Source organism: Actinomadura physcomitrii, assembly GCF_008923205.2.
Lineage (GTDB): Bacteria > Actinomycetota > Actinomycetes > Streptosporangiales > Streptosporangiaceae > Spirillospora > Spirillospora physcomitrii.
Map to the genome: position 1 here is coordinate 1 of NZ_WBMS02000056.1, position 22,534 is coordinate 22,534.

17 protein-coding genes are annotated in these 22,534 nt (G+C 72.1%); 9 read left to right on the forward strand and 8 right to left on the reverse strand.

Annotated features, from left to right (window positions below; genetic code table 11):
* Positions 1-138 precede the first annotated feature (138 nt).
* From F8568_RS41420 to eccD, 3 genes are all read right to left on the reverse strand, one after another.
* Positions 139-453 (reverse strand): WXG100 family type VII secretion target, encoded by a 315-nt coding sequence (locus F8568_RS41420; protein ID WP_160573948.1) that lies wholly within the window; start codon positions 451-453, stop codon positions 139-141.
* A gap of 231 nt (positions 454-684) precedes the next feature.
* Complete coding sequence (gene eccB / locus F8568_RS41425; protein ID WP_151599485.1) at positions 685-2,046, reverse strand: type VII secretion protein EccB; 1,362 nt, start codon at positions 2,044-2,046, stop codon at positions 685-687.
* Positions 2,046-3,437 carry a type VII secretion integral membrane protein EccD gene (gene eccD, locus F8568_RS41430; RefSeq protein WP_151599487.1) on the reverse strand — a complete coding sequence of 464 codons (1,392 nt, stop codon included), beginning with the start codon at positions 3,435-3,437 and terminating at the stop codon, positions 2,046-2,048. Before eccD ends, eccB begins: the two co-directional genes overlap by 1 nt.
* Positions 3,438-3,572: 135 nt before the next feature.
* Here eccD and eccCa point away from each other — a divergent pair, with 135 nt between their 5' ends.
* Positions 3,573-7,583, forward strand: coding sequence for a type VII secretion protein EccCa (gene eccCa / locus F8568_RS41435; protein WP_236009996.1), 4,011 nt, complete (start codon positions 3,573-3,575; stop codon positions 7,581-7,583).
* A 9-nt stretch (positions 7,584-7,592) separates the two neighbouring features.
* Here eccCa and F8568_RS41440 read toward each other — a convergent pair whose 3' ends face one another.
* Together F8568_RS41440 and F8568_RS41445 are read right to left on the reverse strand one after the other, a co-directional pair.
* A complete protein-coding gene (locus tag F8568_RS41440) occupies positions 7,593-8,981 on the reverse strand; it encodes a S8 family serine peptidase (RefSeq protein ID WP_151599489.1) in 1,389 nt (462 codons plus the stop codon).
* Positions 8,982-9,068: 87 nt separating this feature from the next.
* The gene (locus tag F8568_RS41445; RefSeq protein WP_151599491.1) at positions 9,069-9,308 is read right to left on the reverse strand and encodes a hypothetical protein; all 240 of its coding nucleotides are present in this window, start codon (positions 9,306-9,308) and stop codon (positions 9,069-9,071) included.
* A gap of 238 nt (positions 9,309-9,546) precedes the next feature.
* Between F8568_RS41445 and F8568_RS41450 the strand changes: the two genes are divergently transcribed.
* Both F8568_RS41450 and F8568_RS47310 read left to right on the forward strand, forming a co-directional pair.
* Positions 9,547-9,732, forward strand: coding sequence for a hypothetical protein (locus F8568_RS41450; protein ID WP_151599493.1), 186 nt, complete (start codon positions 9,547-9,549; stop codon positions 9,730-9,732).
* A gap of 167 nt (positions 9,733-9,899) precedes the next feature.
* A complete protein-coding gene (locus F8568_RS47310) occupies positions 9,900-11,729 on the forward strand; it encodes a serine/threonine protein kinase (RefSeq protein WP_328601262.1) in 1,830 nt (609 codons plus the stop codon).
* 177 nt (positions 11,730-11,906) lie between these two features.
* Here the strand turns inward: F8568_RS47310 and F8568_RS41460 are convergent, their stop codons facing one another.
* Together F8568_RS41460 and F8568_RS41465 are read right to left on the reverse strand one after the other, a co-directional pair.
* On the reverse strand, positions 11,907-12,161 hold the full coding sequence (locus F8568_RS41460; RefSeq protein WP_375040175.1) for a DUF397 domain-containing protein: 255 nt from the start codon (positions 12,159-12,161) through the stop codon (positions 11,907-11,909).
* The gene (locus F8568_RS41465; protein WP_151599567.1) at positions 12,158-12,979 is read right to left on the reverse strand and encodes a helix-turn-helix domain-containing protein; all 822 of its coding nucleotides are present in this window, start codon (positions 12,977-12,979) and stop codon (positions 12,158-12,160) included. The genes F8568_RS41460 and F8568_RS41465 overlap by 4 nt, the downstream gene beginning before the upstream one ends.
* 269 nt (positions 12,980-13,248) lie before the next feature.
* Here F8568_RS41465 and F8568_RS41470 point away from each other — a divergent pair, with 269 nt between their 5' ends.
* From F8568_RS41470 to F8568_RS41495, 6 genes are all read left to right on the forward strand, one after another.
* Positions 13,249-13,866: an ATP-binding protein gene (locus F8568_RS41470; RefSeq protein WP_151599495.1), complete on the forward strand. Its 618-nt coding sequence runs from the start codon at positions 13,249-13,251 to the stop codon at positions 13,864-13,866.
* Positions 13,867-13,921: 55 nt separating this feature from the next.
* Positions 13,922-14,299 (forward strand): STAS domain-containing protein, encoded by a 378-nt coding sequence (locus F8568_RS41475; RefSeq protein WP_151599497.1) that lies wholly within the window; start codon positions 13,922-13,924, stop codon positions 14,297-14,299.
* Between the two features lie 266 nt (positions 14,300-14,565).
* Positions 14,566-15,825, forward strand: a complete 1,260-nt coding sequence (locus F8568_RS41480; protein ID WP_151599499.1) for a M16 family metallopeptidase — start codon at positions 14,566-14,568, stop codon at positions 15,823-15,825.
* The gene (locus F8568_RS41485) at positions 15,822-17,216 is read left to right on the forward strand and encodes a M16 family metallopeptidase (protein ID WP_328601264.1); all 1,395 of its coding nucleotides are present in this window, start codon (positions 15,822-15,824) and stop codon (positions 17,214-17,216) included. Before F8568_RS41480 ends, F8568_RS41485 begins: the two co-directional genes overlap by 4 nt.
* Before the next feature lie 343 nt (positions 17,217-17,559).
* Positions 17,560-19,488: a sporulation protein gene (locus F8568_RS50030; protein ID WP_160573949.1), complete on the forward strand. Its 1,929-nt coding sequence runs from the start codon at positions 17,560-17,562 to the stop codon at positions 19,486-19,488.
* Positions 19,489-19,759: 271 nt separating this feature from the next.
* Positions 19,760-20,329 carry a dihydrofolate reductase family protein gene (locus F8568_RS41495; RefSeq protein ID WP_160573950.1) on the forward strand — a complete coding sequence of 190 codons (570 nt, stop codon included), beginning with the start codon at positions 19,760-19,762 and terminating at the stop codon, positions 20,327-20,329.
* 746 nt (positions 20,330-21,075) lie between these two features.
* Here F8568_RS41495 and F8568_RS41500 read toward each other — a convergent pair.
* On the reverse strand, positions 21,076-22,524 hold the full coding sequence (locus F8568_RS41500) for an MDR family MFS transporter (RefSeq protein ID WP_151599502.1): 1,449 nt from the start codon (positions 22,522-22,524) through the stop codon (positions 21,076-21,078).
* Between the last annotated feature and the right edge of the window lie 10 nt (positions 22,525-22,534).

A 22,534-nucleotide genomic window follows, 5' to 3' on the forward strand; every position in this document is an offset into this window, starting at 1 on the left:
GGCTGTCGAGGGTGTCCAGGACGGACTGGTAGCTCTTGAGCGCGCTGGTGAAGTTGGCCTGGGCGTTCTGCATGCCGCCGAAGTCGACGTAGGTGTAGTCGGTGCTCATGGTGCTCTCCTGGTGGGTGGTGGGGGTCGTCAGCCGTTGACCAGGCCTTTGAGGGTGTTGACGCGGGCGGTCTTGTTCTGTTCGGCGGTCTGGTACTTGGCCTGGGTGTGCACGAGTTTTTCGTGGATGAGGTCCAGGTCTTTGAGGACCTTGGCGAACTCGGTCTCGAACAGGTTGTAGACCTGGGTGAACGCGGCGGAGGACTCGCCCTTCCAGGCGCTCTGCAGTTCGGCGTGGTGGGTGTTGAGCTGGTTCTTGATCTGGCCGATCTGGCCGTGGGCGTCCTGGACGTTGCCGGCCGCCTGTTGCATGTGCTGCCGGTTCACCGATGACCGGTTGCTCATCGCCGTTCTCCTTCGACTCGACTGGGGAGCGCCACGGACGGCATTCGCCTGCACCGGCGACGAATTTCCGTCCGCCGGTATGGCGACACGCCTCGTGACAACGAGCAAGATGAAGCGTAGAGACCGCTGAATCCGGCTGTCCATCAGGTAAGCCGCCTGTGGATAACTAGGCGCGGGAGGCCGTCTTCGGCTGATCAGCACAATCGGTCAAGGGGCTGATCGGTTCCATCGTCATTTGGCCGGAACCGGCCGCACTGCGGCCGACGATGTAAGAGTTGGCCCCTCTTTGAGTAGTTGCAATAGATTCGCCGGAATTGGGGTCGCGTCCTTCGTGCTGTAGCCGAGTTTCGCGATGTCGTCGGCCGTGGGGATCGGGTAGCGCAGGCCTTGGTCGGTGAGAAGGGAGAAGGTCTGCAGCGGCTGGCCGGGGCCGGAGAGGGTGCCCGCGAACGTCCCGCCGCCGGGGAGGACGACCTGGTCGAGGCCGGAGGACGTCCGCCCAGACGGTGCAGGGAGGCTGCCGCCGATGGTGAAGCGGGCGTCCGTGGAGAGCCGGGAAGCGTTCCGGTAGACGGTGCACAGGGGCTGCTGCGGGTCGTAGGCGACGATGCGCGGCGGCATGTCCGGCAGGGCGTGGTCGTACAGGTTGCTCTGGGACGGCTTAGACGCGGCCTGTGCAGGGGTGATGTCGCGCGGCGGGCCCGCCGCCAGGGAGTCGAGCAGGAGCCGCGCCTGTGTGGCGGAGATGCTGGCGAGACCGTCCGGCATTTGGACGTACCACCGTTCCGGAGTGCCCGCTATGGCGGCGACATGGAAGACCTGGCCGGCGGGCGCCGGGGTGTTGCCGGGGCCGGGGAACTCATGCCCTCGCTGGGGGATGGAGGGGGCTGCGTAGTCGGGCCCCTGCGGAAGGCCGTTCAGCCAGCGTTCGTCCACGGGGACGGGCTGCTCGGCGCTGAGGCCGCGAGCCGCCTTCGGGGTGATCCGCATCCGGCTGTTGCGCCAGATGAGCCAGTCCTGGGAGGCGCCGCTGACGACCACGCCCTGTGCGTCGGTGAGGGGCCGGCCTCCGATGTCGGGTCCGCCCACCAGAGAAACCGTGGAGCCTCCCGGGGGCGCTGTGGTGCGGGCGCACAAGGACCATGACGTGTGGCCGGGTTTCCCTGGTGCGGGCAGCGATTCGGGGGCGCCCTGGATACCGGTGAGCGGGTCACGGGGGTACTTCGCCAGGGACTTGGATGAGACCGTCTTGCGCTGGATGTCGGACGTCGGCATGGCCAGGCGGGCGGAGGCGTAGTTGAGGAACGGGACGAGCTTGCGGTCCTGCCGGCTGTAGGCGTAGGTGGCGCCCGTCTCCTTCTCGATGACGAGGACGCCGGGGCGTTCGAGGTTGCGGGCGCCGCCCTTGAAGATGAGGCCGGTGATGCCGAAGCCGGCCGCGACCAGGACGGCCACCATGACGCCGCAGAGCGTCCCGACACCGGTGCGGCGCAGCGGGGACTCCGCGGCGCTCGGCCGGCCCTGGAGGAGCGCCAGGGCAACGCGCTGGGTCATCAGGCGGTGCGCCTGGTACAGGTCCTTGCGGGTCTGCATCAGCCGGCCAGCCCGCGCAGCCAGGAGTACAGGTCTAGCAGCCCCAACGCGAGCGGCAGCAGGCTGATGATGAGCAGGATGTCGACGATGTCGCCCGCGCGCCCCCAGAAGGGCGACGGCTTGCGAGCCGGGAGCGTGAGGGCCATGGCCGTCATGACGATGACGGCGAGTGCGGCGGGGAGGACGACGGTCGCCAGGGCCACGGCGGGGGCGGCCGTGACGGCTCGGTGCAAGGCGAGGACGGCGAGCCCGGCAAGGCCCGAAAGCAGCATCCAGAGGCGTTGCGAACGGCCGTGGAACACACGCGCGCGCAGGAAGAGCACTGCGGAGAGGCAGAGGCTCATCGTCACGGGCAGCCATCCGTGCGTGGTCAGCAGTAACAGCTGTGCGCCGAGCCCCGCCAGCCCTACGGCCGACACCAGTCCGGTGGCGAACCGGTCGGCTTCGCGCGTGCGGCGCAGGAGGGTCGGCCCGTCGAAGGTCTGGGCGCTGCGGAGTTCCTCGGCGTTCTCCGGCACGGGAGGCAAGGGCAGGCGTGCGAGGCGGAACGCCAGGGACGGGATGAGGGCCGTGACGGCGAGGCACAGGGAGGCGTCCAGGGCGGCCATCCCGGACGGGGACAGCCCGAGCCCTTGGACGAGCGCGGCGGACACCAGTCCGAGCAGGGCGACGAACGCGATACCCAGGAACGTCGGCAGGCCGTCGTGGATGGCGAAGGCGGAGACGACAGCGGCGAGGGTGACCGCCGCGAATGCCGCCGCGAGGTGGGGCGTCCCCAGGTGCAACAGAGGCACGGGCCTGGCCGGCGCCAGGAGACCGGCCAGGAACGCGTAGGGAAGCGCGCTGTAGCCGAGTACGGCTCCGGCCCCGGAGTCGCCCAGCGCGCGCGACAGGACGATGCCCGCCAGCAGGAGCACGGCGGCGATGCCGGCGGATGCGGCCGCCAGCAGTCCCCAGGGAGGGCCCGCCAAGGCCACGCCCACCGCGCCGAGGCCGAGGGCGGCCGCGCCGGCGAGGAGGCCGAAGCGCCGGGTGGTCTCGGGCCGCCAGCGGTCGGCGTACTCGTTCACCCCGGTGGCGACGACGTCGGCCACGTCGTCGAACGCCACCTCGGGGAACTGCGACAGCTCGGGCCGGAAGTAGAGGATCTCCCCGTCGCGGACGCCGAGGGCGGACAGCGAGCGGGACTCGTCGAGGGGCGCCTCGTCCAGCCGCTGCAGCACCCAGCCGGAGTGCGCGAGCCCCGCGTCGGCCAAATTGTGCCCCGCGACCTGCAGCAACGTCGGAAGCATGTGGGAAAGGGGAATGTCTCCGGGCAGCGAGAGGTCCAGCCTGCGGTGCGGGGCGACGACGACCACGCGGCACAGGTCGGCGCCCGTCGAGGTATTCACGCGACCTCCGATCGTAGCGATGACCGCACATTCACTATCAGCCGCGACCGTTCTCCGCCACCCGGAGAATGGCTTTACATCGGGCGGCGGTCAGGGGCCGGGATCACTAGGATGACCGCAAATTGACTCCGGGTCATGGCGATGCGAAGGGACGCGGCCGTGGGAATCGTGCTGGTGCGGCGGCCGGAAAGGCGGCCGCCTCCGCGGCTGCCCGAGGGCGAGATCGTGCTGGAGCCGCCCCCGGAGATCCCGGAGACGATCAGCCAGGGTTTCGCGAACGCGCTGATGTACCTGCCCATGGCGGCCAGTGGTGCCGCCATGGGGCTGATGTTCATGGGCGGTGCGGGCGGCGCCGGAGGCGGCAACCCGATCATGTGGGTGGCGTCCGGTCTGTTCGTCCTGTCGATGGTCGGCATGGGCTTCGGGCACATGGGGCAGGGCGCGGGCGAGCGGAAGCAGCGGCTGAACGGGGCGCGCCGCGACTACTACCGGTACCTGGACCAGATGCGCGCGCGCGTGCGCAAGGCCGCCGCGCAGCAGCGGGAGGCCCTGGAGTGGAGCGGGCCCAGTCCGCGGGCACTGTGGTCGGTGGCGATGAGCCACCGGTTGTGGGAGCGGCGTCCTTCGGACGAGGATTTCGGCCAGGTGCGGATCGGGCGGGGCCGGCAGAGGCTCGCCCTGGAACTCGTCACCCCGGAGACCAAACCGATCGAGGATCTGGAGCCGATGTGCGCGGGCGCGCTACGGCGGTTCATGCGCGCCCATGCGACGGTCCCCGACCTGCCCGTGGCGGTCTCCCTGCCGGCGTTCGCGCGGATCGCGGTGACGGGCGACCCGATCGCCGCGCGGGCCATGGCGCGGGCGCTGGTGGCGCAGCTGGTCACCTTCCATACGCCGGACGATGTGCGCCTCACCGTCTGCGCGTCGCCGGACCGCATGAGGCACTGGCAATGGGCGAAGTGGCTGCCGCATTGCCTGCACCCCACAGAGCACGACGCTGCGGGACCGGTGCGCCTCACGGGGCACTCGCTAGCGGACCTGGAGGCTCTGCTCGGGGACGACCTGAAGGACCGTCCTCGTTTCTCCCCAGGGGTCGACCCTCAGGATCTTCCGTTCCACGTGGTGGTGGTGGACGACGGCGTTGTCCCGGCCGACTCGCAGATAGGCGCGGACGGCATCAAGGGCGTGTGCGTCGTCGACTTGAGCGGTTCCGTGGCACCGACGTCGGACGCGACCATGCTGCGCCTGCACGTCACCGATGACGGCATGCGGATGCTGGAGCGCGACCACACCGGCAAGGACGTGTCCAGTCCGCTCGGTAAGGCCGACTGGTTCACGCCCGTGCAGGCGGAAGGTCTCGCGCTTCGCCTGGCGCCGCTACGGGCCGGCGCGGCGGACGAGCCGGAGCAGAACGCGCTGGCCGGCAATCTCACGTTGACGTCGTTGCTCGGCCTGGCCGGGCCCTACGCCATCGACCTTCGCTCCACCTGGCAGCCACGCGCGCAGCGCAACCGGCTGCGTGTGCCCATAGGCATCGACTCGGACGGCCGTACGGTGGAGCTCGACATCAAGGAGTCCGCGCAGGGCGGCATGGGCCCGCACGGGCTGCTGATCGGTGCGACCGGTTCGGGTAAGTCCGAGCTGTTGCGCACGCTGGTTCTCGCCTTGGCGGTCACTCATTCGTCGGAGACGCTCAACTTCGTCCTGGTCGACTTCAAGGGCGGTGCGACGTTCCTGGGGCTGGAGCGTCTGCAGCACGTGTCCGCGGTCATCACGAACCTGGAAGAGGAGCTGCCGCTCGTCGACCGCATGTACGACGCGCTGCAGGGAGAGATGATCCGGCGGCAGGAGCTGCTGCGAGCCGCAGGCAACTACGCCTCGCTGCGGGACTACGAGCGCGCGCGCGAGCAGGGCGCTCAGCTGGCGCCGTTGCCGACCTTGTTCGTGGTCCTGGACGAGTTCTCCGAGCTGCTGGCGGCCAAGCCGGAGTTCGCGGAACTGTTCGTGATGATCGGGCGGCTGGGGCGCTCGCTGGGGGTGCACCTGCTGCTCGCCTCGCAGCGGCTGGAGGAGGGCAAGCTTCGCGGGCTGGACTCGCACCTGTCGTACCGGATCGGGCTCCGCACGTTCTCCGCCATGGAGTCGCGGGTGGTCCTGGGCGTGCCGGACGCGTACGAGCTGCCGTCCCAGCCCGGCAACGGTTACCTGAAGGTCGATGTCAGCGACATGGTCCGGTTCAAGGCGGCGTACGTGTCGGGCCCGGTCGAAGAGGAGGAGCGGACACAGACGGCCGCTGCCGGTACGGCGACGCCGCGGCAGATCATTCCCTACAGCACGGCCTATGTCCCGCCGCAGACTCCGCATCAGCCCGCGCTCGAGCAGCCCGATGCCGGGCGGGAGTCCGGCGAGACCCTCTTCAAGGCCGTCATCGACCAGCTCGCCGGGCAGGGGCCCGCAGCGCACCGCATCTGGCTGCCGCCGCTGGACGTCCCGCCTACGGTCGACCAGCTGCTTCCTCCGTTGACGCCTACGCGCGAGCATGGGCTCACTGCGGCGGGGTGGGAGGGCCGCGGCCGGCTCGCCGCCGTGGTGGGGATCGTCGACCGGCCTTTCGACCAGCAACGCGTCCCCTTCTGGGTGGACCTGTCGGCGGCGGCCGGGCATGTGGGGATCGTGGGCGCGCCGCAGACGGGCAAGTCGACGATGCTGCGTTCGCTCATCACGTCGCTCGCACTCCTGCACACGCCGGAGGAGGTGCAGTTCTACTGCCTGGACTTCGGTGGCGGCACGCTCGGCGGCCTTTCGGGGCTGCCGCATGTGGGCGGTGTGAGCAACCGGCTGAACGCCGACCTCGTCCGCAGGACGGTCGCCGAGGTGTCCACGCTCCTCGAGCGGCGCGAGCGCGAGTTCGCCGAACAGGGCATCGACACCATCGCGACGTACCGGCGTCTGCGGGCGGCGGGCCGGATCCCCGGGGACGGGTTCGGAGACGTGTTCCTCGTGGTGGACGGGTGGATGACGCTGCGCCAGGAGTACGAGCACCTGGAGGAGGTCATCACCGACATGGCGGCACGCGGGCTCGGCTTCGGCGTGCACGTGGTGGCGACGGCCGGCAAGTGGTCGGAGTTCCGGATGGGGATCCGGGACGTGTTCGGAACGCGGCTGGAGCTGCGCCTGGGCGACTCCTACGAGTCGGAGATCGACCGGCGGCTGGCCGAGAACGTCCCCGAGGGGCGTCCCGGGCGCGGCCTCACCCGCGACCGCCTGCACTTCCTGGCCGCCCTGCCGCGGTTGGACGGGAGCGGCACCGCCGACGACCTCGGCGACGGCGTGGCGAAGATGGTGGAAGCGGTCGCCGGAGCCTGGCAGGGGCCCCCTGCGCCGCCCGTGCGGCTCCTCCCGGACCTGCTGCCGTCCTCGGCCCTCCGGGAGGCTCTCGGGGACGCTGAGACGCCGAAATGGCGGGTCCCCGTCGGGCTCGACGAGCACGCCCTGGCGCCGGTCCTGCTGGACTTCGCCGCCGACCCGCATTTCGTCGTCGTCGGCGACACCGAGTGCGGCAAGTCGAACCTGCTGCGGCTGATCACCGAGGGCATCGCGGCCGGGCACGGCCCGGACGAGGCGAGGCTGATCTTCATCGACTACCGGCGCGCCCTCCTCGACACGGCCGACACCGACCACCGAGTGGGCTACGCCGCGTCGGCATCCGCCGCCACGGAGCTGGTGGCCGACCTGGTCGACGCCCTCAACGACCGTCTGCCGCCCGCCGACCTGACACCAGAGCAGCTGCGTAAGCGGTCGTGGTGGAAGGGCTCCGACGTGTTCGTCGTCGTCGACGACTACGACCTCGTCGCCACGGCGAACAACCCGCTGCTACCACTGCTGGACCTCCTCCCCCAAGCGCGCGACATCGGCCTCCACCTCGTTCTGTCCCGCACCATGGGCGGCATGGGCCGCGCCTTGTACGACCCGGTCATCCAGCAGTTGAAGGACCTGGCGGCACCGGCGCTCATCATGTCCGGCAGCAAGGAGGAGGGCGCGCTCTTCGGCGAGGTGCGTCCGACGCCGCTGCCGGCGGGGCGCGGCACCCTCACCGACAGGCGGAACGGCGCTCGCCTCGTGCAGACCGCCATATGGGACGCCTGAGAGGGCGGCTCAATGGTGGGCGCCGATGGTGCCGCCCTCGGTACCGGTGACGATCGGCTCCTCGTCCTCTTCCCGGTCGCCTAGGACGACCCGTCCGGGACGCCATCCGCGGCGCTTCCCCATGGGGACGACGATGCCGCACAGTGCCGCCAGTGCCGCTAGCCCCACGGCACCCGCCGCAACGCCCATTTCGACGTCGGTGGTGCGGGCGTCCGGGTGCGATGGTGCGGCCAGTTTCACCGGACGCGGTGCGGGCTGCGCGGTCGCCGCCCCCGGAGTGTTCTCACCGGGCACTATCGCGGTGACGGCCTGCGTCGGGTTCACCATGCCGCGCCCTGTGCCGTCACCCACGTTGCCGTCGGCTGTCGACAGAACGCGCCGGACGACCTGGTCCTGATGCAGGGCGGGGTGGCTCGCCCGTACCAGCGCCACGACACCTGACACGTAGGCGGCGGCGAAACTCGTCCCTTCCACCTGCGGGTCGTAGCCACCACCCGGCCACGCGATGGTGAGGCCCTTGCCGGGGGCACCGATGTCGACACGGGACCGCAGGCCGGACGAGTCGATGCGGTGACCGTCCTCCCCCAATGACGCGACGGAGATGACGCCCGGATAGCTCGCCGGGTAGGCGGGACCGTCGTTCCCGTCGTCCTTGGCGGCGTTGCCCGCGGCGGCGACGACGACCGCATCGTGACTCTGCGCGTAGCGGACGGCCTGTTGCAGGGCCGACGACGGTGCGGCCGCTATCGATACGTTGATGACCTGGGCGCCTGCATCGGCCGCCCTGCGTATGGCGCTGGGAAGGCGTTCGCCACCGTGCTCGTCGCGGTCGGCGTTCTGCTGCTTGACGATGACGAGCCGGGCCGCGGGAGCGACGCCGGTGAGCGGGACCCCTTGGGGGCTCAGATCGCGTCCAGCGATGAGCGCGGCTACGCCGGTGCCGTGCCCGGCGCAGTCCTTCTTGCCCGTTCCGGTGAGATCGGTGTAGTCGGCGACGCGTCCGTCCAGCATGGTGTGGCCGATGTCCGCACCGCTGTCGACGACGGCCACCGTCACCCCCTGTCCACGGGTCAACGTCCACACGCGCTGGAAGGCGAGCCGCTTCTGAGCCCAGGGCTCCTTGATCGCGCCACGGTAGCCGCGCGGCAGGTCGCATGTGACCGGCTCCTGCCGCACCGGCGGCGCGCTGGTGGACGGCGCAGGGGTCGTCTTGGCGGAAGGCTTGGCTGACGGCTTCGACGTCGGTTTCGTCGACGGCTTCGTAGGCGGCGAGGACTTCGGTGAAGGCTCCGCCATAGGGCCCGCGGGCGCGATGGCCGCCCCTGCGGCGGACACCGGCAAGGCCGGACAGGAGGACGCCAGTAAGACTCCGGCCGCAACGAGTCCGATCGCGCGCATCGCCTTCTCCCCCGGGGGCATGGGTGGCTCGGCGAACGACTGTAGAGGAATCCTTACGCCGTCGGCATCGCGCTTGTAGGGGAGCTGTCAGGAAACGTGGCGCCGGTGCTCCCGCCGTAGCCGGACGGTCATCAGAACCGCCGCGATCACCGCGCCGAGGAGGAAGCCGACGAGGAAGCCCGTGCGCGAGTCCGCCGGTGCGAAGGCGAGCCACGCGACGCAGACCACGATGACGAAGGCCGCGTAGCAGGAGATGAACGTGAAGAAGCGCCTGCTCCGGAAGAACCGCATGGCCGATACGTCGGGCGGCGAGTGGGAGTTCGTCATCGGATCGCTCCTTGCACGGCGGCCATCCTCACAGCCGCAGGGACGGCGGCACAAACCAGCTCCCCGCAGGACACGAGAAGGCCCGCCACCGTCCCGTGCAGTAGCGGAACTTTCGCCGCTAAACGGAACGATCACTCGGAATAGCCGGATCGATCTTGCGGTTGCACCTAGCGTGCGAACCTGAGCCGGTGGGGTAGCACCTACGTCACGTCCACGACGACCCCCTTGGAGGCGAGCCATGCCCAGCAGCATCCTTCGGCCCCGCATCGAGCACGGCCGCAAGCACGTGAAGTCCACATCGCTGCGCGCGCTCGCGGTCGCCGCGCGCCTGGAACGACACCACGCCCCGGAGGGCCCACCGGGCCGCTCCACGGGCCGGGACGAGCAGCCGCAGCCCGAGCGGCGGGCGCCGGACCCGGCCTGACCCCAGCACGCGCGGCCACATCCGGCCGCCGCGCCGAAGCCCTCGCGCATCCGCGCGAGGGCTTCGGCATGCCGGACGAGGGGGTTGGATCACCCGTTTTACGAAGCGCATACCATCGTTGGCCGTAGTCTTGCGGGACGGAACGGAAGCGACGGGGAGCGAGTGGTGTGACGGACAGGACGATGCCGGACGCCCATCCGCTGCGGTCGGGCGACCCTACCGAGCTGGGTGGATACGAGATCCTGGGCCGCCTCGGCGAGGGCGGTCAGGGCGCGGTCTTCCTGGGCCGGCCGGCCGGTGCGGACGCCTCGGCCCGTTCCTCCGACCATGTCGCGATCAAGCTGCTGCACGGCGGGCTGGCCGGGGACGAGTCCGCGCGGGCCCGGTTCGTGCGGGAACTCGAGGTCGCCAAGCGCGTGGCCCGGTTCTGCACCGCGCAGGTCCTGGACGCCGACCTCGCGGGCGACCAGCCGTACATCGTCAGCGAGTACGTCCCCGGGCTGTCCCTGCACCGCGTGGTGCGCGAGGAGGGTCCCCGTAGAGGGGGCGCACTCGAACGCCTCGCCATCAGCACGCTGACCGCGCTCACCGCGATCCACCAGGCCGGGATCGTGCACCGCGACTTCAAGCCCCACAACGTGATGATGGGGCCGGACGGTCCCCGCGTCATCGACTTCGGGGTGGCGCGCGCGCTGGGCGCAGCGGGTGAGACCCAGAACGTCGGTACACCCGCCTACATGGCGCCCGAGCACTTCACCGGCGGCCAGGTGGGCCCGGCCTCCGACATGTTCGCCTGGGGCACCACCATGGTGTTCGCCGCCACCGGGCGGCCCGCGTTCGGCAATGACGAGATGGGCACCGTCATGCACCGGATCATCACCGGTGAGCCGGACATCGGCGACCTGTCCGGGCCGATGCGCGACCTGGTGCTGGCGTGCCTGGCCAAGGAGCCGTCACAGCGCCCCACCGCGCGGGAGGCGCAGGAGCGTCTCGTGGGCGCGGCCAGTGGCACGTCCCAGGTGGCCGCCGCGGTGCCGCCCTTGCCCGCGTTCCCGGGACTCCCGGTGGAGAACGCGGCGCCAGGCCACCCGGGGTCGACGGACCCGAACGCTCCACCGTCGATGATGGCGGGGGCGTTCCTCCCGCCCGACCACGTCACCGACCCGACCGGGCCGCGGAGCACGACGGCGCCGCAGCCGCTGCCGTACGGCGATATGACCCCGCAGCCGGCCGGTGCCCATTACGCGCCCCTGCCCGCCCCTCAAGGCCCTCAAGCCCCTCAAGGGGCGCGCTACGCGCAGCCGACGGGCGGCGGGAAGCACGGTCGGCGTCTCGTGCCGATCGCGGCCGCGGTCGCGGTGGCCGCCGTCGTCGTGGGCGGCGGTGCCGTATGGGCCGCCACTAAATCGGGCGGCGGCGGGAATGACGGCCAAGGCGTGGCGGCCTCCGACCGGAGCCCCGGCGCGGATGACGGCTCGGCCGGCGCCGGCGGTACCGCCGGATCGGCGAACGGCCCGGCGAAGCCGAAGCAGCCGGGCACGGGCAAGCCGCAAGGACAGGGAAAGGGGCAAGACCCTACCGGCCCTAACAAGAAGCACGGCGGCGGGCAGCAGCAGCCTGGCGGTACGACGCCCACCAAGGGCACCGGAGGCGGTGGCGGCGGCTCCACTCCCGTCCACGAGCCGCCCAACAAGTACACGCCGCAGCAGGCGTGCGGCAGCGGCTACAGCGTGCAGCGCTCCGTGGCCGGTTCCGGAGGCGTCGCATATCTGCTGTACAGCAGCAGCACTCAGAAGAACTGCGCCGTCACGATGAAGACCAAGAACGTGGGCAAGGCCTCTGCCGTGTCGGTGTGGCTACAGGCCCAGGGCGGCAGCCGTACCGGCGACAGCGGCTCGTACGCGTGGTACGCGGGACCGGTGTACGTGAAGGCGCCCGGCGTGTGCGTCCGCTTCGGCGGCAACGGCGCTACCGCCCCCTATGGAAACTGCGGCTGACCCGGCGTCCGGGCAGAAAGAAAAGGCCACCCTCGCGCCTGGGTGGCCTCTGCCGTGTTCTGTCGCGCGTTGGCGGACGGGTCGACGTCGGGTGCCCCGTAGCCGACCCGTCGCGGTTCGGCGTGCCGCGCGGTCCGCTGAGGCCCGAGCGGCGTTGCTGGCGGTTTTCCAGAAGTGTCAGTTACGGGAAGCGATGAGGTGGTCGAAGTCGCCGTCCTTGGCACCGAGGATGAGGGCCTCGATCTCCGGACGGGTGTAGATGAGGGCCGGGCCCTCGGGGTGGCGGGAGTTGCGCATCGCGACCTGCCCACCGGGCAGCTCGGCGATCTCTACACAGTTCCCCTGGGAGTTGCTTCGCCGGGACTTCAGCCACCGCGCCCCCTGGAGCTTGGTCGCGGGCATCCCGTTGTCGTAGTCGGTCTGAAGCATCATGTCTCTCTGAGAAAATCACCAAGAAGCTCGACGGTGCGTTCCGGGGTCGCACTGTCGACGCACAGGCGTTCCATCGCCTGCAGATAGGTGTCGACGTCGTCGCGCTTGTCCAGGTACATGGCGCCGGTGAGGTTCTCGACGTAAACCACGTCCGGCAGGTCCTGCTCGGGAAAGCGCAGGATCGTGAACGCCCCTCCCTCGGCGGCGTGGCCGCCGAACCTGAACGGCATGATCTGGATGGTGACGTTGGGCAGCTTCGACATCTCGATGAGGTGCTCGAACTGGCCCCGCATCACCTCCGGCCCCCCGATGGGGCGCCGCAGCGCCCCCTCGTCGATGACCGCCCACAGACGCGGTGCGTCCGGGCCGGTGAGCCGTTCCTGCCGTTGCAGGCGCAGTTCCACGCGCTGGTCGATCTCGTGTTCGTCGGCTCCGGCGTTGCCCAGGCGTATGACCGCACGCGCATACCCCTCCGACTGCAGAAGTCCCGGGACGAACTGCAGCTCATATGTGCGGATCAACGCCGCCGACTCCTCCAGGCCCACATAGGTCTGGAACCAGCCGGGCAGAACGTCGTTGTACCGGTGCCACCAACCGGGGGTGTTGGCCTCCCGCGCCAGCTGTATCAGCGCCTCGCGCTCGGCCTTGTCGCCGACGCCGTACAGCGTGAGCAGGTCGTCCACGTCGCGTTCTTTGAAGCTGACGCGCCCGAGCTCCAGGCGGCTGATCTTCGACTCCGACGCGCGGATGACGTAGCCGGCGTCCTGACGGGTCACGCCCTTCTGCTCGCGCAGACGGCGCAGCTGGGACCCGAGCAGGATCCGACGAACCGTCGACCCGCTTCCCGGCGTCTCTGGAGTCACGCCCAACCTCCCGGCTATTCGGCGGACAGCGAACCTAGTGTGCCACTGGCCTCCGTGTCCTGCGGTTACCTCCGATCACCCGCGTGCAACCCGGCCGCCCCACACCCTCACAACCCGGATGCACGTGCATTGGGCCTTGCATTCGCACGCTACGATGCGCAGGATAACGCACGAGACTTCCGAGCCACGGCTGCACAACGAGATCACTCTGCGGGGTCCGGGGAATGACGTCACGCCAGGCGCACGACGACACGCGGTGGGAGCTCGGCCCCCTCACGGGGCCGGCGGTCCCACGGGACCATGCCGCGCACTCGACGCCGATACCCGAGTCCTGTGATCTCCCCCCGCGCCTGGACGCGGCCGTCACCACGCTCACGGAGCTCGCCGGGACGACGGTCTCCTTCACCGTCCGGCCCGATCCCGAGTCGGTCACCGAGGCCCGGCACTTCGCGCTCTCCCGGCTGTCCGAATGGGACCTGCCGGAACTGGCCGACGATGTGGGCCTGGTGGTCTCCGAACTCGTCACCAACGCGCTGCGGCACAGCGGCAGGGCGGCCTGCGGACGGCCGGGCGACGACGTGCACCGCGAGGGCGTGTACGACGACCCGGCCGACCCGCTGGGCTCCGCCCCGTCCGCGATCCGGCTGCGGCTCATGCACCGGAATTCCTGGCTGCTGTGCGGGATCATGGACGCGAGCCGGACCGCGCCCCGCCGCAAGGAGCCCGACTACATAGCCGAGACGGGCCGCGGCCTGCACCTGGTCGAATCGTTCAGCGTCCGGTGGGGGTGGCGCACCCTCGCCCACGGGAAGGTCGTATGGGCGCTGTTCCGTTCGCCCTAGAGGCATCCCGGAGGGATAACGCGCCGCCGCGCTGGGTATAGGGGACTGTCCCCCGATGAGCGGCAGAGAGGGAGCACCGGTGGACTTCGCCGTCGAGCACCGCGTCGAAAAAGGCCTCACCGTGGTGAAGATCAGTGGCGAGATCGACGTCTTCACCAGCCCCCGACTGCGGGAGGAACTGCTCGGCGTCATCGACGGCGGCGGCCTGCACCTGGTGATCGACCTGGGCGAGGTCACCTTCCTCGACTCCACCGGCCTCGGCGTGCTGGTCGGCATCTACCACCGGCTCCGCGCGCGCGACGGCTCCATGTCGTTCATGGGGGTGAACGACCGGGTCCGGCGCGTCTTCCACGTCACCCAGCTCACCAAGATCTTCGTGCTGCACCGGTCGCTGGAGGACGCCATCGCGGCCCACGAGGCCGCCGCGTCCTGATCGCCGCGGCGGTCGGGACGCGGCCGGCGCGCTTCTCCGCGTCCCGGCTCCGAAGCCTCCCCGCCCCCACTTCCCCGGCTGACTTGTCAGCTTTTCTACTGAGATTCAGGGCGTCGCGTCGCGGAGTTATCCACAGTTCGGCGTGCAGGCGCCGGGCCCGGTCGCAACCGGTACGGTGAGTCAGAGATCAAGCCCGCCGCCTGGGCATGGCCCACCGACGCGCGGTGCTGTCCGCCAGCCGATCATCGAACGGACGGGAGCGCTCCGTGGCAGAACAGCCGCTGCATGAGCACACGCTCGGCAATGGCCTGCGCGTGGTGGTCCGCGAGGACCATGTCGTACCGCTGGCCGCCGTGAACATCTGGTACGGCGTCGGCTCACGGCACGAGCGGGCCGGCCGCACCGGGCTCGCGCACCTCTTCGAGCACCTGATGTTCCAGGGCTCCGCCAACGTCGCCGAAGGCGAGCACGCCGCGCTGCTGGAGAGCGCCGGCGCCGCGTTCAACGCCAGCACCTCCTTCGAACGCACCAACTACTACGAGACGGTCCCCATCAGCCACCTGGAGCTCGCCCTGTGGCTGGAGGCCGACCGGATGGGCACCCTGCCCGCCGCGCTCACCCAGGCCAACCTCGACAACCAGCGCGACGTGGTGAAGAACGAGCGCCGCCAGCGCTACGACAACCAGCCCTACGGCACCGCGTTCGAGCGGCTGTGCGCCCTCACCTTCCCCGAAGGGCACCCCTACGCGCACACCCCGATCGGGTCCATGGAGGACCTCGACGCGACCACCCTCGAAGACTGCGCCGACTTCTTCGGGACCTGGTACGCGCCCGGCAACGCGGTCCTGTCCGTCGTCGGGGACGTCGACGCGGAGAAGACCATCGCGGCGATCGAGCGGTACTTCGGCGGCATCCCCGCCGGGCCGCGGAAGCCGCCGCCCCGGCCCGGCGACCTCGGGCCCCTCACCGGAGTGCGCGGCGAGACCCTCGACGAGGACGTCCCGTCCCCCGCGTACTTCGCGATGTTCACGCTGCCCGCCGACGGCGGCGACGACATCGAGGCCGCCGAACTCGCGGTGGAGATCCTCGGCGGCGGCTCCGGGTCGCGGCTCTACGACCGGATGGTCCGCCGCGACCAGATCGCCACGGAGGTCTGGGCGGGCGTGACCCGGCTGGCCACCGGGCAGTCGCTGGCCATCGTGGACGCCATCGGGCCCGAACCGGACAAGATCGCCGCCGTGCTGGACGAGGAGCTCGCCCGGTTCGCCGCCGACGGCCCCGACCCCGACGAGACGGCCCGCGCCACCGCGCAGGCCGAGCGGGGCTTCCTGGAGCAGACCGAGACGGTCACCGGGCTCGCCAACGCGCTGTCCCAGAACGCCACCCAGTTCGACGACCCCGCCCGGGTCTTCACCGCCCCCGGGCGTGCCGCGGCCGTCACCGCGGACGCGATCAAGGAGATGGCGGGCCGCTGGCTCGCCCCGGGCGGCCGCACCGCCCTGACCTACGGAGGTACGCCGTCGTGACCGGTCCCAGCCCCGACCTGCCTCCCGGTACCGCGGGCCTCGCGCTCCAGCCCCGCCCGGTGCCCGGGCCGGTCCCGCCGTGGGCGTTCCCGGCGGGCACCGCGGGCCGGGTCCCCGCCGGGCCCGCCACCCTGCGCGTCGACCTGCCCGGCCGGAGCCTCGCCGCGGTCAGGCTCGTGCTGCACTCCGGCGCCGGCCGCGAGCCCGCGGGCCTGGACGGCGTCGCCACCCTCACCGCGCACGCGCTGCTGGAGGGCACCGAGCCCGGCGGCGGTACCGCGCTGACCGCGGCGTTCGAGCGGCTCGGCGCCAGCCTCTACGCCTCGGCCGACCTGACCGCGCTGCGGATCGCGCTGGACGTCCCGGTGACCCGGCTCGGCCCCGCCCTGGAGCTGTTCTCCTCGGTGGTGCGCCGTCCCGCGCTGGACGACGCGGACGTGCGCCGCCTCGTCCGCGAACGGCTGGAGGAGATCGCGCAGGAGGACGCCGACCCCGGCTCCCGCGCGATGCGGGAACTGCGCGCCGTGATGTTCCCCGCCGAGGCCCGCGCGTCCCGCCCGACCGGCGGCACCCGCGGCTCGATCGGCGCGCTCCAGGGCTCCGACATCCGCGACTTCTACGCCTCGGTGGTGCCCGCCGAGGCGACCGCCGTCGTCGCGGGCGACCTCGCGGGCACCGACGCCGACACGGCCCTCACCGCGGCGCTGGAGGGCTGGGCCGGCGGCGGCGGGCCGCTCCCGACCGCCGACCGGATCATGCCCGAGTCCGCCGCCCGGATCGTCGTGGTGGACCGTCCCGGCTCCGTGCAGACCTACCTCGCCCTCGGGCACGGCGTGCCCGACCGCTCCCACCACGACTGGCCGTCCCTGGTGGTCGCCTCCCACGTGCTGGGCGGCGGTCTGACGTCCCGGCTCAACGCGGTGCTGCGGGAAGAGAAGGGCTACACCTACGGTGTGCGCGCGGGACTGCTGCGCATGCGGCACTGCGGGCTCTTCATCGCGCAGGGCGCCGTGCACACCGAGGTGACCGCCGACGCAGTCGCGGACGCGCTCACCGGGCTGCGCAGCGTCATCGCCCGGGGAATCGACGCCGAGGAGCACGGTTCGTCGGTCCGTGCCCTGGCCGACCGTGCGCCCGCCGAGTACGAGACGGCCCGCGCCGTCGCCGCCGAACTCGCCGACGCGTCCGCCAGCGGGCTCGGCGCCGACTACCCCAGCAACTACCTGGCCGCCGTGCGGGCGTCCACCCCGGACGGTGTCGCCCGCACCTACGGCAAGCACATCGACCCGGAGGCGCTCACGATCATCGCCGTGGGCGACGCCGCGCAGATCCGCGAACCGCTGGAGAAGCTCGGCTACGCCCCGGTCACCGTCACCTCCAAGGAGGAGTGACTCTCGTCCGTCCCGGCCCCGGCCGCGGCCTCGACGCCGCGGCCGGCCGGCCCGGGCCGGCGCCACCGGGCCCCCACAACACAGCGGCTCCGACAACACAGGGAGTCCGACAACACAGGGAGTCCGCCGACACGGGCCAGCGCCACCGGGCTCCGACAGCACAGCAGCTCCGGCGGCGCAGCGGCCCCGACAGCACAGCGGCCCCGGCGGCACGGGCCGACACAACGGGTCGGCGGCGCGGGGCGGGGGCACGGAACTGCGGCGCGGACGAACCGATGGCATGGTGGAGTCCGTCTGACATTTGCGGGGGAACGCCCCGCGCGTCGGGAGAAGGGAACGGCCGGTGTCCTACGGGCAGATGGCAGGCGGGCCGTCCGTCGACACGATCCTCGCGGAGCCGAACTGCAAGCCGGGCGGCGTCGTGGCGGGCCAGGTCCACGTGCGCGGCGGCGACCGCCCTCTCGAGGTGCGGCACGTCACGCTGGCGCTGATGCCGCGGATGAGCGACGGCCGCGGCGAGACGGCCGGCCCCGAGGTCTACCGGGGCGCGCTGACCCGCCGGTTCACGCTGGAGCCCGCCCGGCAGCGCGACCTGTCGTTCTCCATCCCGCTGCCGTACGAGCTGCCGTTCACCACCGTCCTCGGGCGCGAGCTGCCCGGCTTCACCATCGGGCTGTGCACCGAGGTCGACGTCGCCGGGCAGCCCGACCCCGGCGACGTCGACCCCATCTCGGTGGAGCCGCTGGAATCCCAGCAGTGGGTGCTGGCGGCCATCGCGCGGCTCGGCTTCCAGATCAGGCACGTCACGTTCGAGGAATCCGAACTGCGCGGCGTCGCCCGGCACCTGCCGTTCCACCAGGAGATCCACCTCGCGCCGCCGTCCGCCTTCCACGGCCGGCTCGACCAGATCGGGCTGACCTTCGTCGCCAGCCCGCGCGAGGTGGCCTTCGTCCTGCGCGCCGAAGACCGCGCCGCCCCGTCCGACGAGGCGTTCGGCGTGTTCAAGGTCGGGCACGCCGAGGCCGCCGAGACCGACTGGAACGCCAGGATCGGCAAGTGGCTCGACGCGGCCGCCGCGCTCCCCCGCGCCGCCCACGCGAGTCCGCCGGCCGGAGGGTCCGCCTACGGCGGCCAGGTGACCTTCCCGCCGCCACCGCCGTCACCCGGGCAGCCCGCGCCCGGCCCCGCCTCCCCGGGCGGGGACTACGGCAGCGCGGGCAACGCCCAGTTCCCGCCGCCCGGCCCGCCCCCGGGCGCGCCTCCGGTCCCGCACCAGAGTCCGGGCCACGCGGCGGCCGCCTCGGCCCTCCCGCCACCGGGCCCTCCCGGGGCGGGCTACCCGGCGTCCGGCGCCCCGGGGCCGTCCGGTCCCGGTTTCCCGCCTCCGCCGCCGGGCCAGTTCGGACCGCCCGCGCCCGGCGCGGGCGGCCACGCCGCCGCCCCCGCCTACCCGCCCGGCGGCCCGAGTCCCGCGTCACCAGGCCAAGACTTCCCGCCTCCGCCGCCTGGGCAGGGCTTCCCGTCACCGGGCGGTCCGGGGCACCAGCCGCCCGCGGCGAACGTCCCGGCGGGCCAGGCATTCCCGCCGCCTCCCCCGGGGGCCGCGCACCACGGCGCACCAGGTTTCCCGCCGCCGGTGTCCCATGGCGAGACTCCCGGAGGATTTCCACCGCCCGCCCACGGCAGCGCACCCGGCGCCGGAATGCCGCCGAACGGCCCGCCCGGCAGTGGGCCACCGCCGTGGAGCGCACCGGGTGCGGGGTTGCCACCGGGCAGCGCCCCGGGCTTCGGCACGCCGCCGGGCGGTGCGGCCGGCGGTGGGGTACCGCCCGATCTGCCTGGTCAGCACGCCGCCGCACCAGGTGGATACCCGCCCGGTGCGGCAGGTGGGTACCCACCGCCTCCGGGGCCCGTCCTCGGGCACGGCCCGGAGGCAGGCCCGCCGCCGGCGCCGCCGGGTCCGCCTCCGCCCGCACCGGGCGGCCCCATGCACTACGGGCCGGGCGAGCCGCCACCCGCGCCTCCAGGGCCCGCGCCGTATCCGCCGCCCCCCGTCCACATGCACCACGGGCACCACCGTCACCACCACGGGCCCGGTATCGCCACCGCGGGCCTGGTCGGCGGTGCGGTCGTGGCGGGCGTCGCCGGAGGCATGGCCATGGACGCCATGGGCGACGTAGCAGGTGACATAGCGGGCGATATCGCCGCCGACATCGCGGGCAACGTCGCCGCGGACGTCCTCGGCGGCCTGCTGGGCGGCCTCTTCGGCTGACCTCCGGATGGACGTCCGGCCGGGCGCCACGGCGGCCGTCCCGCGCCGCCGTACCGGCGCTCGCCTGTTTGACCCGCCCTCAATACGGCGACGCCAGGGGTGGAGGGACCGCCCGAACACCATGCTGCTCGGGGGCGGCACCAAGGTCGGCCGCCGCGCGTCGCACGTCGCGGACCGGCGAGTCCGGACCGCCGCATGGTCCGTCCAGGACGGTGACGAATGTCGGACGTCCGTGCTTGCATCCGTGTCACGACGACCGGTGGGAGGGCAGATGCGTGAGCTGATGGTCGACATGTTCAGCACCGTCGACGGCTTCGGCGGCGGCGGCCCGAAACCCAGGGCGTACTGGGGGTACGAGGGGCCGGGCCTCTTCGAGTGGATCCACGCCCAGCTCGATCTTGAGCACGTCATGCTCATGGGCGCCGAGACGTACCGGCAAATGGCCGAGATCGTCGCGACCGGCGACGATCCCACGTTCCCGCGGATGACCGCGCTGCCCAAGGTCGTCTTCTCCAAGACGCTCCGGCCACCGCTGCCATGGGCGAACACCACGCTCATCGACGAACCGGTCGAGACGGCCGTGCCGCGGCTCAAGGCCATGGACGACGGGCTCCCGATGCGCACCATCGGCAGCCCGTCGCTGGTGCGCAGCCTCTTCCGGCACCGCCTGGTCGACCGCGTCCGGGTAATGGCCTTCCCCATGATCCACGGCGCCGAGGGCGAGGGACCGGTCTTCGCCGAACTGCCCGCGCTCGACCTGGACCTCATCGGCACCAGCGTGATCGACGACCGGCTCGTCCTCCTCGACTACCGCGTGGCCGAGGACAAGCCGCCCGAGTGACACCGCCTGGATCGACGCCGCTCGGCCTCGCGCCGCCGCGAGTCGGCCCCTGCCCTACGGTTACGCCGCCCAGGATCATCCAAGGAAGAGCGAGAACGTCGCCGCCATCCCGGTCCACAGGTCGTGACCCACGTAGGTGTACGGACCGCGCCACCCATCCGGTTCGGATCGGAAGCAGCGCGACGGGCCCGCGCCTCTGCGGCGGCGGGCGGGCGATGTGACGACGAGAGGCCGAGGCGCTCAGCCCGGTCGGGTCAGACCCGGGCGAGAGCGCGCGGCGGCGAAGGAGGACCGCGGCGGACGAGCGCATGCCGCAAGGCGGTCGTCTCGGGAGGCGGTTCGTCCTCGCCTCTCCCGGTGGCCACGGCGAGCGGCCCGCCCCCGGGGCCACCACGTGGTGATCCAGTCGTGTCCCGCGCGTTCGACCGGTCGTGACGGCACGTGTGCGGCCCAGCGGGGCGACGTAACGCTGCCCGGGAACTGCTTTGGCCACGTGGTGAGGCCGGGCCGGGGCATGCCGACGCGAGCCGCGCCTGGCGGCGTGACGACGACTCGCTGGGAGTGTCATCAAGGCGACGCTGAGCCGGAGGTGCTTTCGCCACGTCGTGAGGTCGGGGCGTGCTGATCCGGGTCGTGTCTGGCCGGGGGTGACGGGCTCGAGGGCGCATCCGCCCTGTGGTGCCATCGTTCGGGAGCCGGGGCGAGGGGTCGTGCCGCCGGGGGCGCGGTGGGGGCGTTGCGGGAGGTCAGGCCGCCTTTTCGGGGGCTTGGCCGGTTGCGGGTTCGTGGGTTGGAGTTGCGGAGCGGGCTTGGGGCGCCGGTCCGGCGGCCGGGAGGACGATGGCGGGGACGACCGCGGCGATGGTGATGCCGATCGCGCACCAGAACGCGCCCTGGAAGGCGCCGGTGGCGCCGTGGTCGAGGAGCGACTGCAGGGCGACGGCCACGATCGCGGTGCCGAACGAGGCCCCCACCTGCTGAGCGATGCGGGTGTTCATCGTGGCGTGCGGGATGCCCTCCGGCCGGACGTCCTGGTAGGCGACGGACATCGGCGGTATCAGCACCGCTCCGACGCCCACACCTCGGGCCAGCAGGACGGCCCCGAGCCACCACAGACTCGTGCCCGGTCCGGCGAGCGCGAACGGGACGGTGGCGATAGCGGCGAGCAGGAAGCCCGCGATCGTCACGGCGCGCGCCCCGAACCGGTCGGCGAGCGGGCCGACGCCGAAGCGGGCGGCGAGCGCCCCCACACCCTGCGGGATCATCAGGAGACCGGCGTCCAGCACGCTGTCGCCGCGGAGCTGCTGGTAGTACAGCGGCAGCAGGAACATGCCGGCGTACATCGCCGCGCCGGCGGTGAACAGCACCGCCGAGGCACTGCCGAGCGAGCGGACGCGCAGCAGCCGGACGTCGACGACCGGTTCGCGCTCGCCGGGCCGTGCCGCGCGGACGAGGAACGCCGCCAGCAGGGCGGCCCCGGCGAGCAGCGGCGCCAGTACTCCGGCGTGGTCGAGCCCGCCGTCCTCGGACAGCTGCGAGAGGCCGAGCAGGATGCCGCTCAGGGCCGGCGCGAGCAGCACCAGGCCGATCCAGTCCGGGCGTCCGCGCGGGGAGACGGGGCGGTCGGCGGGCAGGTACCGCCACGCGAGCAGGAGGCCGACGGCGATCACGGGCACGTTGATGAGGAACAGCCAGCGCCAGCTCAGCCAGTTGAGGATCACGCCGCCGATCACCGGGCCGAGGATGGGGCCGAGCGCGATGGGCAGGCTGACGGCCGCCATCAGCCGGCTGCTGATCCGCCCGCCGGCGGCTCGCACGGCGAGCGTCTGCATCAGCGGGAAGATCAGTCCGGCGCCGAAGCCCTGCAGCGCCCGGAAGCCGATCAGGGCGGTGTCGTTCCAGGCGGCCGCGCACAGGACCGAGGCCAGCACGAACAGCGTCAGCGCGGCCGTCCAGACCCGTTTGCCGCCCCAGCGGCGCTCCGCCCATCCGGTGATCGGGATCGCGACGGCCATCGCGAGCAGGAAGCCGGTGGTGACCCACTGGATCGTGCCGGCGGTCGAGTGGAGCTTCACGGCGAGGGTGCGGATGGCCAGGGTCACCATCGTCGAGTCGAGGATCGCGGCGATCCCGCCCACGATCAGGGCGATCAGCGCCATCCGCACGTGCGGCGGCACCTTGGTGCTGTCCGTCATCGTCTCAGCT

Bases quoted from the DNA above. Each gene is read 5' to 3' on its own strand.
- F8568_RS41420 (WP_160573948.1), bottom strand. From the start codon at position 453: ATGAGCAACCGGTCATCGGTGAACCGGCAGCACATGCAACAGGCGGCC.
- eccB (WP_151599485.1), bottom strand. From the start codon at position 2,046: ATGCAGACCCGCAAGGACCTGTACCAGGCGCACCGCCTGATGACCCAG.
- eccCa (WP_236009996.1), top strand. From the start codon at position 3,573: ATGGCGATGCGAAGGGACGCGGCCGTGGGAATCGTGCTGGTGCGGCGG.
- F8568_RS41440 (WP_151599489.1), bottom strand. From the start codon at position 8,981: ATGCGCGCGATCGGACTCGTTGCGGCCGGAGTCTTACTGGCGTCCTCC.
- F8568_RS41445 (WP_151599491.1), bottom strand. From the start codon at position 9,308: ATGACGAACTCCCACTCGCCGCCCGACGTATCGGCCATGCGGTTCTTC.
- F8568_RS41450 (WP_151599493.1), top strand. From the start codon at position 9,547: ATGCCCAGCAGCATCCTTCGGCCCCGCATCGAGCACGGCCGCAAGCAC.
- F8568_RS41460 (WP_375040175.1), bottom strand. From the start codon at position 12,161: ATGATGCTTCAGACCGACTACGACAACGGGATGCCCGCGACCAAGCTC.
- F8568_RS41470 (WP_151599495.1), top strand. From the start codon at position 13,249: ATGACGTCACGCCAGGCGCACGACGACACGCGGTGGGAGCTCGGCCCC.
- F8568_RS41475 (WP_151599497.1), top strand. From the start codon at position 13,922: ATGAGCGGCAGAGAGGGAGCACCGGTGGACTTCGCCGTCGAGCACCGC.
- F8568_RS41495 (WP_160573950.1), top strand. From the start codon at position 19,760: ATGCGTGAGCTGATGGTCGACATGTTCAGCACCGTCGACGGCTTCGGC.
- F8568_RS41500 (WP_151599502.1), bottom strand. From the start codon at position 22,524: ATGACGGACAGCACCAAGGTGCCGCCGCACGTGCGGATGGCGCTGATC.